This is a genomic window from Paenisporosarcina sp. P5_A11 (genome assembly GCF_056400705.1).
The window spans coordinates 1-13793 of record NZ_JBFUKT010000082.1 but is presented as its reverse complement, the minus strand read 5'-3'; the positions used below and the strand labels follow the sequence as shown (position 1 = coordinate 13793).

The 13793-nt window shown below is 36.9% G+C and carries 12 protein-coding genes; 5 read left to right on the top strand and 7 right to left on the bottom strand.

Annotation, left to right across the window (positions count from 1 at the left end; translation table 11 throughout):
• Together AC1DOS_RS12155 and AC1DOS_RS12150 are read right to left on the bottom strand one after the other, a co-directional pair.
• A partial coding sequence (locus AC1DOS_RS12155) for an ATP-dependent helicase ComFA (RefSeq protein ID WP_477537711.1) occupies positions 1–1334 on the bottom strand: 1334 nt, incomplete at its 3' end.
• A gap of 118 nt (positions 1335–1452) precedes the next feature.
• A complete protein-coding gene (locus tag AC1DOS_RS12150) occupies positions 1453–2031 on the bottom strand; it encodes a nuclear transport factor 2 family protein (RefSeq protein WP_477537710.1) in 579 nt (192 codons plus the stop codon).
• A 140-nt stretch (positions 2032–2171) separates the two neighbouring features.
• Between AC1DOS_RS12150 and AC1DOS_RS12145 the strand changes: the two genes are divergently transcribed.
• Positions 2172–2381: a hypothetical protein gene (locus AC1DOS_RS12145; protein WP_477537709.1), complete on the top strand. Its 210-nt coding sequence runs from the start codon at positions 2172–2174 to the stop codon at positions 2379–2381.
• On the opposite strand, the gene AC1DOS_RS12140 is transcribed toward AC1DOS_RS12145, so the two are convergent.
• Complete coding sequence (locus AC1DOS_RS12140) at positions 2378–3052, bottom strand: response regulator (protein WP_108584175.1); 675 nt, start codon at positions 3050–3052, stop codon at positions 2378–2380. The genes AC1DOS_RS12145 and AC1DOS_RS12140 overlap by 4 nt on opposite strands.
• Positions 3053–3083: 31 nt before the next feature.
• Positions 3084–4235, bottom strand: a complete 1152-nt coding sequence (locus tag AC1DOS_RS12135) for a sensor histidine kinase (protein ID WP_108584174.1) — start codon at positions 4233–4235, stop codon at positions 3084–3086.
• A gap of 176 nt (positions 4236–4411) precedes the next feature.
• Between AC1DOS_RS12135 and AC1DOS_RS12130 the strand changes: the two genes are divergently transcribed.
• The gene (locus tag AC1DOS_RS12130) at positions 4412–5044 is read left to right on the top strand and encodes a YigZ family protein (protein WP_477537708.1); all 633 of its coding nucleotides are present in this window, start codon (positions 4412–4414) and stop codon (positions 5042–5044) included.
• Positions 5045–5168: 124 nt separating this feature from the next.
• The gene (locus AC1DOS_RS12125) at positions 5169–6227 is read left to right on the top strand and encodes an LCP family protein (protein ID WP_477537707.1); all 1059 of its coding nucleotides are present in this window, start codon (positions 5169–5171) and stop codon (positions 6225–6227) included.
• A gap of 106 nt (positions 6228–6333) precedes the next feature.
• Here the strand turns inward: AC1DOS_RS12125 and AC1DOS_RS12120 are convergent, their stop codons facing one another.
• A complete protein-coding gene (locus AC1DOS_RS12120) occupies positions 6334–7374 on the bottom strand; it encodes a glycosyltransferase family 4 protein (protein WP_477537706.1) in 1041 nt (346 codons plus the stop codon).
• Between the two features lie 244 nt (positions 7375–7618).
• On the opposite strand from AC1DOS_RS12120, the gene secA2 reads away from it, so the two are divergent.
• Both secA2 and AC1DOS_RS12110 read left to right on the top strand, forming a co-directional pair.
• The gene (gene secA2 / locus AC1DOS_RS12115; protein WP_477537705.1) at positions 7619–9979 is read left to right on the top strand and encodes an accessory Sec system translocase SecA2; all 2361 of its coding nucleotides are present in this window, start codon (positions 7619–7621) and stop codon (positions 9977–9979) included.
• The gene (locus tag AC1DOS_RS12110) at positions 9979–10881 is read left to right on the top strand and encodes an accessory Sec system S-layer assembly protein (protein ID WP_477537704.1); all 903 of its coding nucleotides are present in this window, start codon (positions 9979–9981) and stop codon (positions 10879–10881) included. The genes secA2 and AC1DOS_RS12110 overlap by 1 nt, the downstream gene beginning before the upstream one ends.
• 139 nt (positions 10882–11020) lie before the next feature.
• On the opposite strand, the gene AC1DOS_RS12105 is transcribed toward AC1DOS_RS12110, so the two are convergent.
• Positions 11021–11461 carry a hypothetical protein gene (locus AC1DOS_RS12105; RefSeq protein ID WP_477537703.1) on the bottom strand — a complete coding sequence of 147 codons (441 nt, stop codon included), beginning with the start codon at positions 11459–11461 and terminating at the stop codon, positions 11021–11023.
• 144 nt (positions 11462–11605) lie between these two features.
• Positions 11606–13793 (bottom strand): bifunctional 2',3'-cyclic-nucleotide 2'-phosphodiesterase/3'-nucleotidase (locus tag AC1DOS_RS12100; protein ID WP_477537702.1); only part of this gene is annotated, 2188 nt, incomplete at its 5' end.

The window sequence follows — 13793 nt, the reverse complement described above, 5'->3', positions numbered from 1 at the left end:
GTATTATGCTCTATAATTGTTGCTTTTGCCTTATCCATTTCTAGAGAAATTCCATGATGAAAAAACACTAAATCTCCACTCGGAAAATCTACTGATCGACCCACACGCCCACTAATTTGGATTAAAGCGCTACTAGTAAAAATCTTTTCATCTGCTCCTACAACAGCTACTTGGACATTTGGAATAGTAATCCCTCGTTCAAGTATGGTCGTAGTAAGTAAACCACATACTTTTTTTCGGCGTAATTTTAGAACCTTTTCTTTCCTTTCAGGATCCTCCGCATGAACTGCTGAGATGTCTACATGAATTTGCTGAAATAAGGGTAATGCGCACTTCATTAAATCAATCGTCGGGAAAAAAATTAAAAATGGTTGATCATTTTGAAGACATTGTTGTGTCCAATTAGCTAACTTCTGAGGAAGTTGGTCTTTATACATATGCTTCTTATAGTTCCATAACCCAACAAACCTTGGAACAGGCAATGGAAACCCGTGAAAACGCTGTGAAATAAGCGAAATATTATCCGCTTGACTTAATAGCTCATCAGAAGGAGTAGCGGTTATGGTATGAACAGCGGCACTTTTCTTTTTTGCTTTTTGAACAGCAAATTGTAGGGACTTGTCCACTGTATAAGGAAAAGCATCTGCTTCATCCACGAACACGACATCAAACGCTTTCTCAAAACGCAATAATTGATGTGTTGTTGCAAGAATCAACTGGGCAAAATCCGAATAATCTGGAGATCCACCATACAAAGCATGAATTATAGTTTGCGGGAAAACTTGCTGAAACCTTGGGGCAAGTTCCAATACTACATCCGTTCTAGGCGTCGCAACGCACACACGGAGTCCTCGTTGCAGTGCATCAAATATTGAAGGATAAAGTAATTCTGTTTTACCAGCTCCACAAACAGCGTAAATTAAATGACTCTGATTTCGTTGAACGCTAATAAGTAATTCGTTTGAAGCTTGTGCTTGTAGTGAAGTTAAGGTTCCCGACCATGTAAAACAGTGATTTACCTCATAGACTTTGGACGGCCCGGACCATGTAATTAACTCGCTACAGCTACTTATTCTTCCCATCTGAATACATTGTCTACAATACAAACAAGTAACTTTACATTTTGCACATTGGAATACGGTCAAATGCTTATTGCCACAACGTCTACAATTTGAACTTTTCGTTTTTTTACTACTAGAATTTTGATTAGACTGAATGCCTGTGTGGGGGGAAATAAATCCTTTTCGAATAAATTCTTCGATTACTGGTAAAGGAAAGGGGGTTTGTTCCTTCAACCAAATACGACCAGTTAAAAATGCTTGCACTTCTTTCATGAGCATTCCTCCATTTCGGATTGTACTCATTCCTATTTATTTATTTTACTCAAGTATTGCGTAAAGCGCCAGAGTGACATATAAAAAAACCTCGCTTGTATGCGAGGTTTTCCACTATTTATTCTGCTACATCTCCGATGAAATAAACGCTCGTTATACGCCATTCGCCATCTTCTTTTGCAAATACTGTGACTTGTCTTCCAGTTCGATCAAGTTTTGCCCCTGTTGTCTCTTGTTTAAGAGATATAGAAAGTGAAGTGAAAACTTGTGCTTGGTTTTTATTATATTTAATAACCGTCACATCTTCAGCCTTCCGGTTCACTTCATATTGAGCAAACGTTTCTTTTACAGTCACTTCTTCTTCCAGGTAATCAAATCCTTCAGGCTCTTTAGCAATTACAGTCATATATTTCTCTAGATCTTCTTCATTGAAAGAACTAATATATGTCTCGAAAGCTTCTAGCAACGCCTTTTTCTCATCTGCTGGTATATTTTGAGCTTCATCAACATTGGTACCAACCATTTCAAAACCAACATCATTCTCTTCTTGGTCTTTCACACTATGTTCTAATGGACTATTTTCGCCAGACGATTCACCATCAGATACTGACCCAGCTCCTTTACGATTCTCTTCGCTCGAACATGCCGAAAGAAATATCGAAAGAATAACAAGTAGTACTATATATTTAAATTTCATTAAGCTCGTCCCTCCTACTCGGCTTTTATTTTGACATAAAAATTAAATCCTGACAATAAATAATAGCCTTCTACACAATAGACGTTAGTCCAATTGTGAAAGTTCCATAAAAAACGTAAAGGTTTGGTGTTAAAAACCGAGTGGACGAATTGCTGTTTGATGAAACATCTTTTAGGGGATTGAGTCATTTTGTACAACCTGGAGAGGTACTTCGTCAACCTGGAGACTCACTTCGTCAACCTGGAGCAGCACTTCGTCAACCTGGAGACTCACTCCGTCAATCTGAAGCGACTCACACTCACAAAAACCCCCACAAGCAAGAGCTTGTGGGGGTTAATAATGTTAATTAACGTACTTCTACCCAACCATTTTTGATAGCTGTAACTACGGCTTGTGTACGATCGTTTACGTTCATTTTTTGAAGAATGCTTGATACGTGGTTTTTAACGGTTTTTTCAGAGATGAACAATGTTTCTCCAATCATGCGGTTACTTTGTCCATCAGTTAATAACTGTAATACTTCACATTCGCGTTTAGTTAGTAAGTGGAAAGGACGACGAATTTCCGATTGGTGGAATGTTCCTTTGTTTTCGCGCTCACTTAGGCGACGGAATTCCGACACTAAATTACGCGTTACTTTAGGATGTAAATAAGATCCTCCAGCTGCAACAACTTTAATTGCTTGTATAATTGCATCTGCATCCATTTCTTTTAACATGTAGCCAAGTGCACCAGTTTTTAAGGCATGCATGACATACGATTCGTCGTCATGAATAGATAACATGATGACTTTCGCGTCAGGATATTTCGCCATTAATTCACCAGTTGCTTCAACACCATTTTTACGTGGCATGTTAATGTCCATTAAAATTACTTCTGGTACATATTGTTCATATAAACTTAATGCATCGCTTCCGTCATCGCCTTCAGCAATTACATCAAATGAATCTTCAAAATCTAATATTCGTTTAACACCTTCACGGAATAATTGGTGGTCGTCAATGATTACAATTTTCGTCATCGTCATTTTCCTCCTAGTATATAAGACAAGCTTATCTTTGTTCCTCAATCAAAGGAATTTGAAACTTCATAGAAGTACCTTTACCAATAGTGGATTTAACAATCATCTCACCCTTTAATAAATCAATACGTTCTTGCATTCCTATCATACCAAAAGATTTATCTCGAACTAAACGTTTATCAAATCCGGTTCCATTATCTTTTACAGTAATCGTTACCATAGAAGTACACCATTCAACGTCTACCCAAATGTTTTGAGATTTACCATGTTTCGTCGCATTCGTTACCGATTCTTGAATTAAACGAAAGATAGCAACTTCAAAGTTGGATAAAAGTCTTCTCTGATTTCCATGTGAACGGAAGTGTATTTGGCAACTCGTATTATATTCTTCGATAGTCATTAAGTATTTTTTGAGGGTAGGCACTAATCCTAAATCGTCCAATGCCATTGGTCTTAAATCGTAAATAATTCGTCGCACTTCTGATAGTGCATTACGGACCATTAATTTTAAACTAGATATTTCAATAAGTGCTTGATCAACACCCTTTTCTCGATATGTTCGTTCAATTAAATCTGAACGGACTAATACATTAGCCATCATCTGCGCTGGTCCATCATGTATTTCCCGAGACAATCGTTTGCGTTCTTCTTCTTGTGCTTCAATAATTTTCATACTAAAGTCTTGTTTTAACTTCGCTGTTTCTAAAGCTTGCCCCACATTTTTTAAATCGGATGTTAGATAGTTAGTTACCACATTTGCTTGCGTAACAAGTTGGTCCGCATGCAAAATCGCATCGTTTAAATCATTTAAACGACGTTCTAAATCATCTCGACGCTCTTGTAATTGTCGATCTTCAGTTCGATTAATCGAAAGTTTAATTTGCAAATCGTTAGCATGTTCATAAGCTTCTCGAACTTGTTCTTCTGTGAACGTGTTAAAATGTTTAGAGACATCTCCTAAACGTTTTCGAGATAACCGTGTCTCTTCAATAAGCAAATTCCCTTCTGTGAAGACATCTTCTAACTTCGAATGAACAATCGCTAATTCTTTTTGCATTTGAATTAAGCTTTGTCGATTTTGCTCGCTTATAATGAAGATATCATTTTTAGAACGGTTCATTGTCTCAACCATTTGACTAAAAATATAATCAAGTGAATTGATATCGACCTTTTTCCCAGACATCAGGTATTCTCCTTTTCGAGCAACATTCTGATGAATGACGTTGCATTCGTTTCTCTCTTTATTACTTATACGCCATATATGCCAATTTTCCTGCAATGACTGCATTAATTATATCACTATATACACAATTAAATATTAAAATTGCATGACAACTAGATTTCAAAAGGAGTGTTTTTTTGAGAAAAGATTACCTAACAGTAAAAGGGTACGGCGAATCTGAAATTATTATTCAAAAATCGCGCTTCCTTACATATATAAGTCGCGTAGAGTCAGAACAACAAGCTCAAACCTTTATCGAAGAAATAAAATTAAAACATAAATCAGCCAATCATAATTGCTCCGCATACCTAATTGGCGAACATGATTCCGTTCAAAAAGCAAATGATGATGGTGAACCGAGTGGAACTGCTGGATTTCCAATGCTTGAAGTATTAAAAAAACAGGGCTTAAAAGACACAGTTGTAGTCGTAACAAGATATTTCGGTGGCATTAAATTAGGTGGTGGTGGTTTAATCCGAGCTTATGGTAAAGCAACCACAGAGGGCATAATGGCAGCGCAGATTGTCGAAAGACGTCTTCATCACTTAATAAAAGTATCTATTGATTATACGTGGTTAGGCAAAGTTGAAAACGAAGTAAGGAGTTCACAATATCCGCTTCATCATATTGATTACGCAGAAGCTGTCGAATTATTGCTATATGTACCCATTACAATGGAAGATTCTTTTAATGCATGGATAGCAGAAATGACGAATGGACAAGCTATTATTGTACCCCAGACACTAGATTTTCTCGAATTTGACATATGAATGTAATAATATTTTCCTTTTCAGATTTAGGAAAACCATTGTATAATGAGGAATGCTGTCGTTTTATGGAATAGATTTTCAGCATTGAACTTGTAGGGTCATTCCTGCTTAAAGGAGAATCCATATGAAAAGAAGGCAATTTAAAACAACAAAACTTGGCAGACCTAAAAAATCATTATTTTTAAAAATATCAATTATGGTTATCGCTTCAGTTGTTATTACAGGAACAGCTTACGGTACTTATTTATTCAAAAAGGCAGAAATAGCTGCTAATAATTCGTTTGAAGCTGTCCAAAATCGTAAAGGTTCCAATCTACGAGATGAAGCAGTTAAACCACTTGAAGATAATGTATCCATTTTGTTTGTAGGTGTAGATGATAGCGAAGCACGTAACCAAGGTGAAAGTAATACTCGGTCTGATGCGTTAATTCTTGCAACATTAAATAATAAAGACAAAACCGTAAAACTTGTCAGCATTCCACGTGATTCTTATGTGTACATTCCTGAAGTGGATTACGAAGATAAAATAACTCATGCTATGACCCACGGAGGCACAAAAACGACAATAGAAACTGTAGAAGATTTACTTGAAGTACCTGTTGATTATTATGTGAAGATGAACTTTAATGCATTCATTGATGTGGTTGATGCACTTGATGGGATATATGCAAATGTTCCATACGACCATTTAGAAAAAGATGAAAATGATGCCTACACAATTCAATTAGAAGAAGGTTATCAAAAACTTGATGGTCGTACCGCGTTAGCATTAGCTCGTACACGTAAATTAGATAATGATATTGAACGGGGCAAACGCCAACAAGAAATTCTGGGCTCGATTTTGAAGAGAGCATCTTCTGCTTCATCCTTTACGAAATATGGTGAAGTAATTGATGCTGTAGGAGAAAACATGAAAACCGATATGACATTCGACGAAATGAAATCGTTCTTCGCTTATATGAAAGATGGAGCACCTAAAGTCGACACACTTACACTCAAGGGATCAGATGACATGTCAACTGGAACATATTACTGGTTATTAGATGAAGAATCTCTTACAGAAACAAAAGATGTTCTGCAAAGTCACTTAGGCATAAACCCAGATTCATCAAGCTACTCAGATGGTAGTTCAGAAACCGACTCACCCCAACTTGCTAAAGAAGACGTGTTAGAAAATGAATAAAGATCTATGGTTCCCGTCACTGTAAAGAGTGTCGGGATTCTTTTCTTTTAAAAACAAAAAAATTCCTCAAAAAAACCCTCATGCATCTTTTGCATGAGGGTTTTCGTCACTTGCCCATCATTCGGACAAAGTTGATTAATGGCTTATAATTCTTCCCTGCTAGTCCAACTACTTCAACAAATAATTCTATTGCCACTAACATCACTGCAATCAATAAAAATGCACCCCACAGGGTCGCTTGAGAGAAAATTAATGCGGCCAAGCCGAACATCGAGGCTAGTGCATAAATGATTAACACCGTTTGACGATGTGTAAATCCTACATTAAGTAAACAGTGATGTAAATGAGACTTGTCCGGCGCTGATAAAGGTTGTTTTAATCGTAGACGTCGAACGATTGCAAAAAATGTATCCGAAATTGGAACACCTAGCATAATAATCGGGATAATTAATGAAATCACCGTAATATTTTTAAAACCAAGTAATGCGAGAACACCTATCATATAACCAAGAAATAGTGCCCCGGTATCGCCCATAAATATTTTGGCTGGGTGAAAGTTATAAAATAAAAATCCTGTACAGCTTGCAGCTAGTATTGAAGCCATTGCAAATACAAACATGTCACCCATCATAAATGCCATTCCTGCTAATGTGATTAGAGCAATTGTGGAAACACCTGCAGCCAAACCATCAAGTCCATCAATTAAATTAATCGCATTTGTTATACCTACAATCCATATTATCGTTAATGGAATACTAAAGTACTCAAAATCAAGCTGACCACCAAAAGGCAAGTTGATAAAATCAATTTGCAATCCGCCATAAATGACGATTCCTGCAGCAATAATTTGGCCTAATAATTTTGCTTTTGCCGTAATCTCAAACATATCATCAAGTACACCGGTGATAATTATCATAACTGCACCTAAAACAATATAAATGGCAGTAGGATTTTCAGGATGTAAAACAAAATAACCAATTAAAAACGAACCAAATATGGCAAGGCCACCTAAACGCGGCATGATTCGTGCGTGAACTTTTCGATAATTAGGTCGGTCGACGGCTCCCACTTTGAATGCGAGTGCTTTCACTACTGGCGTTAGTAGTATCGAAGCGACAAATGCCAAAACCAAAGATAGGTAAAGCATGTCTTTCCTCCTCAAGTCAATACATATTCATGTATACATTTTAATCCATTTGTATTATAGCATGAAAACTACTTCGGTAAACAGTATTCGTGTAAAATGAATGTTTCCTCCTATATAATCAACCAAAATTAGTAGTAAACCCTAATAAACTATAAGACGACAATATCTCCTAAAAGTTTCATAGTATTTACTTATACTTTTTGTTAAAATAAGGGTGTCTAGAATTCTAAGGAGCGGTATAACGATGATATCCCTTTTTAAACGTTCAATGGTAACAAGTGAGCGACAATTGAAAAAATACCGAAAATTGGTTGATCAAATAAATCAATTAGAAGAGATATTTACTCAAAAAACAGATGAAGAATTACGTAATATGACAACAGTATTCAAAAAAAGATTGTCAGATGGTGAAAAAATACAAGCGATTATTCCAGAAGCATTTGCAGTAGTTCGTGAAGCATCTAAACGTGTCCTACTCATGCGACACTTTGACGTTCAATTAATTGGCGGAATTGTTTTAGCTGAAGGAAATATTGCTGAAATGCCAACAGGAGAAGGTAAAACACTTGCTGCCTCTCTACCTTCTTATTTGCGTGCATTAGAAGGTAAAGGCGTCCATATTATTACCGTAAATGAATACTTGGCACAACGAGATTTCGACCAGATTGGTCAAATTCATCGTTTTCTTGGATTAACAGTTGGTATCAATTTACCAATGATGGAACCTTCAGCAAAACAAATAGCCTACAGATCAGATATTACATATGGTGTAGGAACTGAATTCGGATTCGATTACTTAAGAGATAATATGGCAGGTGACCTCTCTCAAAAAGTACAGCGACCTTATCACTTCGCTATTATTGATGAAGTTGACAGCGTACTCGTAGATGAAGCTAAGACGCCTCTTATTGTAGCTGGTAAAATGGCTGCTGACGCTGACCTTCACATGGTTGCTGCTCGTTTAGCGAAACGTTTTGAAGTTGAAGTTGATTATGATTTTGACGAAGAAACTAAAGCGACATCACTCACGGAAACGGGTATTGAAAAAGTCGAATCGGCTTTTGGTGTAGACAACTTATATGACTTAGAACATCAAACTTTGTTCCACTATATGATTCAAGCAGTTCGTGCACATGTGATGTTCGAACGAGACGTAGATTATATTGTCAAAGAAGATAAAATCTATTTAGTAGATATGTTCACAGGTCGAATCATGGATGGTCGTACGCTTTCCGATGGTCTTCATCAAGCAATTGAAGCTAAAGAAAACGTGACTATAACTGATGAAAATAAAGCACAAGCTCAAGTTACCATTCAGAACTTTTTCCGTTTGTATCCCCTACTTTGTGGAATGACCGGAACGGCAAAAACACAGGAAAAAGAATTCCGTGAAGTGTATGGAATGGAAGTTATACAAATTCCTACTAACCGACCACAAATTCGAAAAGATGAAGTAGATTTAGTATTCCTAACAACTGATCAAAAGTATTCAGCAGTTGCTAAAGAAGTCAAAAAACGTCATATGAGTGGACAACCTGTTTTAGTAGGAACGACTTCGATTCTCCAGTCGGAAAAAGTAGCGAAATACTTAAAAAAAGAAGGTTTAGATTTCCAATTACTAAACGCGAAAAGCGTTGAACAAGAAGTCTTTTTGATTTCACATGCTGGTCAATTAAATGAAATTACCGTAGCAACCAACATGGCTGGTCGTGGTACAGATATCGAATTAGGTGAAGGTGTCGCTGAAATTGGTGGATTGTTTGTATTAGGAACTGAGAAACATGAAAGTCGACGAATTGATAACCAATTACGTGGTCGTTCTGGTCGTCAAGGCGACCCTGGTGAGTCACAGTTCTTTATTTCTCTTGAAGACGATATGTTTAGACGTTATGCGAAAGATGATTTAGAGAAATTCAATAATAAAGTTAAAGCTGATAGTTTTGGGTTAGTTCAGGGTAAAGATGTTCATGAATTAACAGAACGTACACAGCGCATTGTCGAAGGTTCTCATTTCTCAATGCGTGAATATAACTTGAAGTTAGATGACGTGATTAATGAGCAACGAAAAGTTATCTATTCGCTGCGTGACCGCGTGCTTAGTAGATCCGATTTAATCAGTCAGTTACAAAAAATGGTCGATGAAACGGTTGACTATGCCATTGGAGAAAGTTGTCATGAAGATGAAATATCAGAGCAGTGGGACTTTGAGCAAATTGAACGTACTTTAAATCCAATGTTGCTAGAAACCATAACTCTTAAACCAAACTTTTCAAAGATTAAAGATTTACAAAAACAATTAGAAAAGCCAATTAAAGAATTAAAAACTTTTATCGCCACTTTTGAGGACCAACCAGAAGTAATGAACACATTACCTCACGTAATGCTTTCTTACCTAGATTCTACTTGGGTGCGCCATTTAGAAGCCATGACACGACTTAAAGAAGGAATAGGTCTTCGTGTCTACCAACAAGAAGATCCAATGYGTATTTATGAACGTGAAGGCTTAGAATTGTTTGAAATGCACTTTCAAGAACTGCGTCAATTCATCGTATCTGAGATTACGAGCTATATGAAAATTGTTGCAGAACGACAGGAGGTAAAATAATGGCACTTTTTTCTTTTTTTAAAAAGACGCAAAAAACTGGTAAAGATAGTACCGTTGCTTCAAAAGAATTACTAGATGACAATGCATGTTCTTCAAGCGATAACTTGATTCAAACAGAACTTTCCTATCATCCAGATTGGGATGTTCCGAAAGAACAACAATATGTATTCCGCTTCCTTTCTAATGAACTAGAGGCTTTGAAACCGAATCAACTTTCACTTTCAGGAATTGATATCGATTTTCACGAAGGAAATGGGGATTGGTTAGTAAAAGCATTCTTCCGTTCATCATTGGATCAACCAATCAAAATGGGACAAGTCGAACTTCTATTAATTTCTGGGAATGATAAAGTATTAGCTTCAAAACAATTCAACTTAGAAGCTTTGGATGAAATACCAGCTAAAAGTGACCGTCCTTGGGTATTTGCGTTTGATAAAAAAAGCCAAAAAGTAGCAGAAGTTCCTGAAGAAGGTTGGAAGCTTGCATTTAACGTGCAATCTCTCGTCCCTCATCAGTTGGACCTAGCTCCAACTTGGGAAGAGGCTTTATCTACTGACCAAAAAGAAGCATTAAAATTAACCGTAGAGTCACTTCCAAAACTGAAAGACCGTGAAGTGAATTTCAGTGGATTTCAAGTAAAATCTCAAGATAATGGCAGCTTAGCTATTTCATTGTTCATTCGTAATGGTCATTCTCAACACATTACATTGGACCAATTACCTTTAGAAGTAAGGGACGCAACAGATGATTTAGTCGCACATGGTTCATTTACATTAGATTCACTTGAAGTTAAAGCAAATACATCGAAAGCATGGACGTTTATCTTCCCTGCAGAAATGATTCAAAAACAACAAGCAGACTTCTCTCGTTGGACCGTTCGAGTTCCACAACAAGTAAAATAAGTAATCCCGATGGCATCTGTCATCAGGATTTTTTTTTGAATTAAAGCGCAAGGGATCCGACTAATGAGAAATGAAAAGATCCTTAGACATTTCTTTCGTAAAAAAATGTACATGGCATAGGCCATGTACATCTCTCTGATTATTGAACTTTAAATTCGGTTATTGAATCTTTTACCATTCGAATATTGCTTGCATTTGGTGCGAAATGCGTTACAACTAAGCGATATGAATTCCCTTTCACATCTCCACCTGTTGGAGCACTGACGACAAGTTTAGTAGTGATTGTTCCACTTTTAACACTAACATTTTGACGAATCCCATACTCATCTTCTACATATACATGCTTCGTATTGAAGAATGCTGGGTTCATTGCCTGGTTGAACGAAACTGTAAACTGCTTGTTCGTATCGACCACTCGTGCTGACGTCGAAGGGTTAAACGATTTCAATGGTGTTGACTTACTTGAGTATACCGCTTGAATGGAATCATTCCAGATTGAACCTTTTCCCTTTTTTGTAGATGAAGGTTCTGTCACATAAATTTTGCTCAGTTTGATTGGAGCAGTTACGGTTGATGGCATATTCGTTTATTTTACAGTTTTGTAACATTAACGTTACAAAACTCGACATTTCATATTTATCTTGTAATATAAACGCATATCCTCCTAAACTCCTTTCAACAAAAAAAGTGCAACGACCCTTATGGTCACTGCACTAACCATTCATTATTTCAACAAGTACTTACCAAATCCGTCAATACCAGCCCCTATGTAGCTAATATTGCCACCTACAGGAATTACATTAACCGCTTGCTTCGAGGATTCAAATACCACTTGGGCATTTGAAGGGAATGTGGTGAATTTCCAGTTACCGTCAACTGAAGGATCAATTGTTTTTTGAATTAAGATATAATCGATAATCGCTTGACGATTTTCGTCTGGGTACATTTCAACTTCAGTAGCATTACGAACACCAGGGAAAGTACCGTTAGCTCGGTAGTTATTTGTTGCCACAATAAATTGTTGTCTTGGATCAATCACTTTTCCATCATACTTCAAGTTTTTAATACGTGAAGCACTTGCATTGACTTCTTTACCATCTCCATCATATTTCGCTGGTTGGGTTACATCAATTTCGTAAGTAACTCCATCAATCACATCAAAGTTATATGAACGGAATTCTGAGTTTATAAGTGATTGTTCACCTGTTTTAGTAGCATCAATTTGATTAAATTGACCAGCAGACATTTCTAACCATTCTTTAACGTCAGCACCAGTCACTTTCAATGTAGAAACGGTGTTGTCATATAAATATAAGTCTGCAACATTTTTTATTGCTAACTCACCTTTAGGAACAAATGTGTAATATTCAGGATCGCTTCTTGTACCTGCTTTAAACGGAGCACCTGCAGATAATACTGGCAAGTTTTCATTAGCAGTACCTTTAAGTTTTTGCTCTACATACCATTTTTGAGCGTTTGTCACGATCTGAATGGATGGATCATCTTGGACTTGAGAGAAGTAACTATGAATGTCTGCAGTCGTTGTTCCGACAGCTTGACGGACATATTTAATTGTTCCTTCATGTGCTTCTTTTACAGCTTCCACGATTGAAGCATCGACATCAGAACCATCTTTTGCAATCGTGCGAACTTGCGCTTTAGAATTCGTGATACTCCACTTGTTGCCTTTCTTCACCATATTTAAATCAATAACGCCTAAATGGTTACCAAATTTACCTGGCATTACGACAGGCACTCCGTTAATTGTTCCTTCTTCTACATTGACTCCGGTTAAAGAAGCATCCACTTTACCAGGGAAAACTTGATGAGCATGGCCGGTAATAATGGCATCGACACCTTTAACTTGTGTCATCAAATACGTTATATCTTCCTCGCCTTTCTCATGTACCATGTCACCCATGCCTGAATGAGAAAGCACAACAATTACATTAGCGCCATCTTTCTTCATTTGAGGAATTAAGTTTGTCACGGCATTTATAGAGTCGTCAACTGTAATTTTGCCTTCTAAATGAGACTTGTCCCATTTAAGAATTTGAGGAGGCACGATACCCGTCACTCCAACTTTGATCGTCGCTTTCTTCCCTTTTGAATCGACAACCTCTTTATCAATGATTACATATGGCGTGTACAAATTTTCACCAGTTTTAGAGTCTTTAACATTAGCATTAATATATGGGAAATTTGCATCATCCATTATTTCATTTAAATATGGCAAACCATAGTTGAACTCATGGTTTCCTAAATTTCCTCCGTCATAATCAAGAAGTTCCATTGCTGTTACCAATGGATGTTCTTCGCCATCCACCAACTTGTCGACAGATTGTTTGTATGAGCCTAGTGGCGTTCCTTGAATGGCATCTCCATTGTCGAATAATAGAGAGTTGCCATTTTCAACTCTCGCATTTTTAATCAATGTTGCTGTTTTCGCCAATCCCAAGCTGTTTGAAGGAGTATCTTTGTAATAGTCATAGTTAACAATATTCGTATGGATATCTGATGTTCCTAAAATTCGTAAGGCAACTGTAGTATTTGCATGAGCAGCTTTATATTCTTTTAGGAAACGTTGGACGATTGCTCGCATTTCCCCTTTGCTAACGTATTGTCCAGGTTTCACTGTTTTATCCGCGTACCCAAGTAAGAATCCCATCCCTACACCTTTCGCTAGATCAGTCCGTAGACTTCCTGAAATTTTACTACTATCTTTAAATTGTTTTAATATTTCAACTGAATATGGTTTATCTGTTTCAATTCCACGAACAGCGATAACAAAAGCCTGTTCACGTTTTAATTTCTCATTTGGTGCAAACTGGGTTGCGGATTTTCCAACAATTAATTTTAATTCAATTGCTTTTTCTATGTAAGGTTTCAAGGAATCTGGAACGTCTTTAAAC

Bases quoted from the DNA above. Each gene is read 5' to 3' on its own strand.
- AC1DOS_RS12150 (WP_477537710.1), bottom strand. From the start codon at position 2,031: ATGAAATTTAAATATATAGTACTACTTGTTATTCTTTCGATATTTCTT.
- AC1DOS_RS12135 (WP_108584174.1), bottom strand. From the start codon at position 4,235: ATGTCTGGGAAAAAGGTCGATATCAATTCACTTGATTATATTTTTAGT.
- AC1DOS_RS12125 (WP_477537707.1), top strand. From the start codon at position 5,169: ATGAAAAGAAGGCAATTTAAAACAACAAAACTTGGCAGACCTAAAAAA.
- AC1DOS_RS12120 (WP_477537706.1), bottom strand. From the start codon at position 7,374: ATGCTTTACCTATCTTTGGTTTTGGCATTTGTCGCTTCGATACTACTA.
- AC1DOS_RS12140 (WP_108584175.1), bottom strand. From the start codon at position 3,052: ATGACGAAAATTGTAATCATTGACGACCACCAATTATTCCGTGAAGGT.
- AC1DOS_RS12110 (WP_477537704.1), top strand. From the start codon at position 9,979: ATGGCACTTTTTTCTTTTTTTAAAAAGACGCAAAAAACTGGTAAAGAT.
- AC1DOS_RS12105 (WP_477537703.1), bottom strand. From the start codon at position 11,461: ATGCCATCAACCGTAACTGCTCCAATCAAACTGAGCAAAATTTATGTG.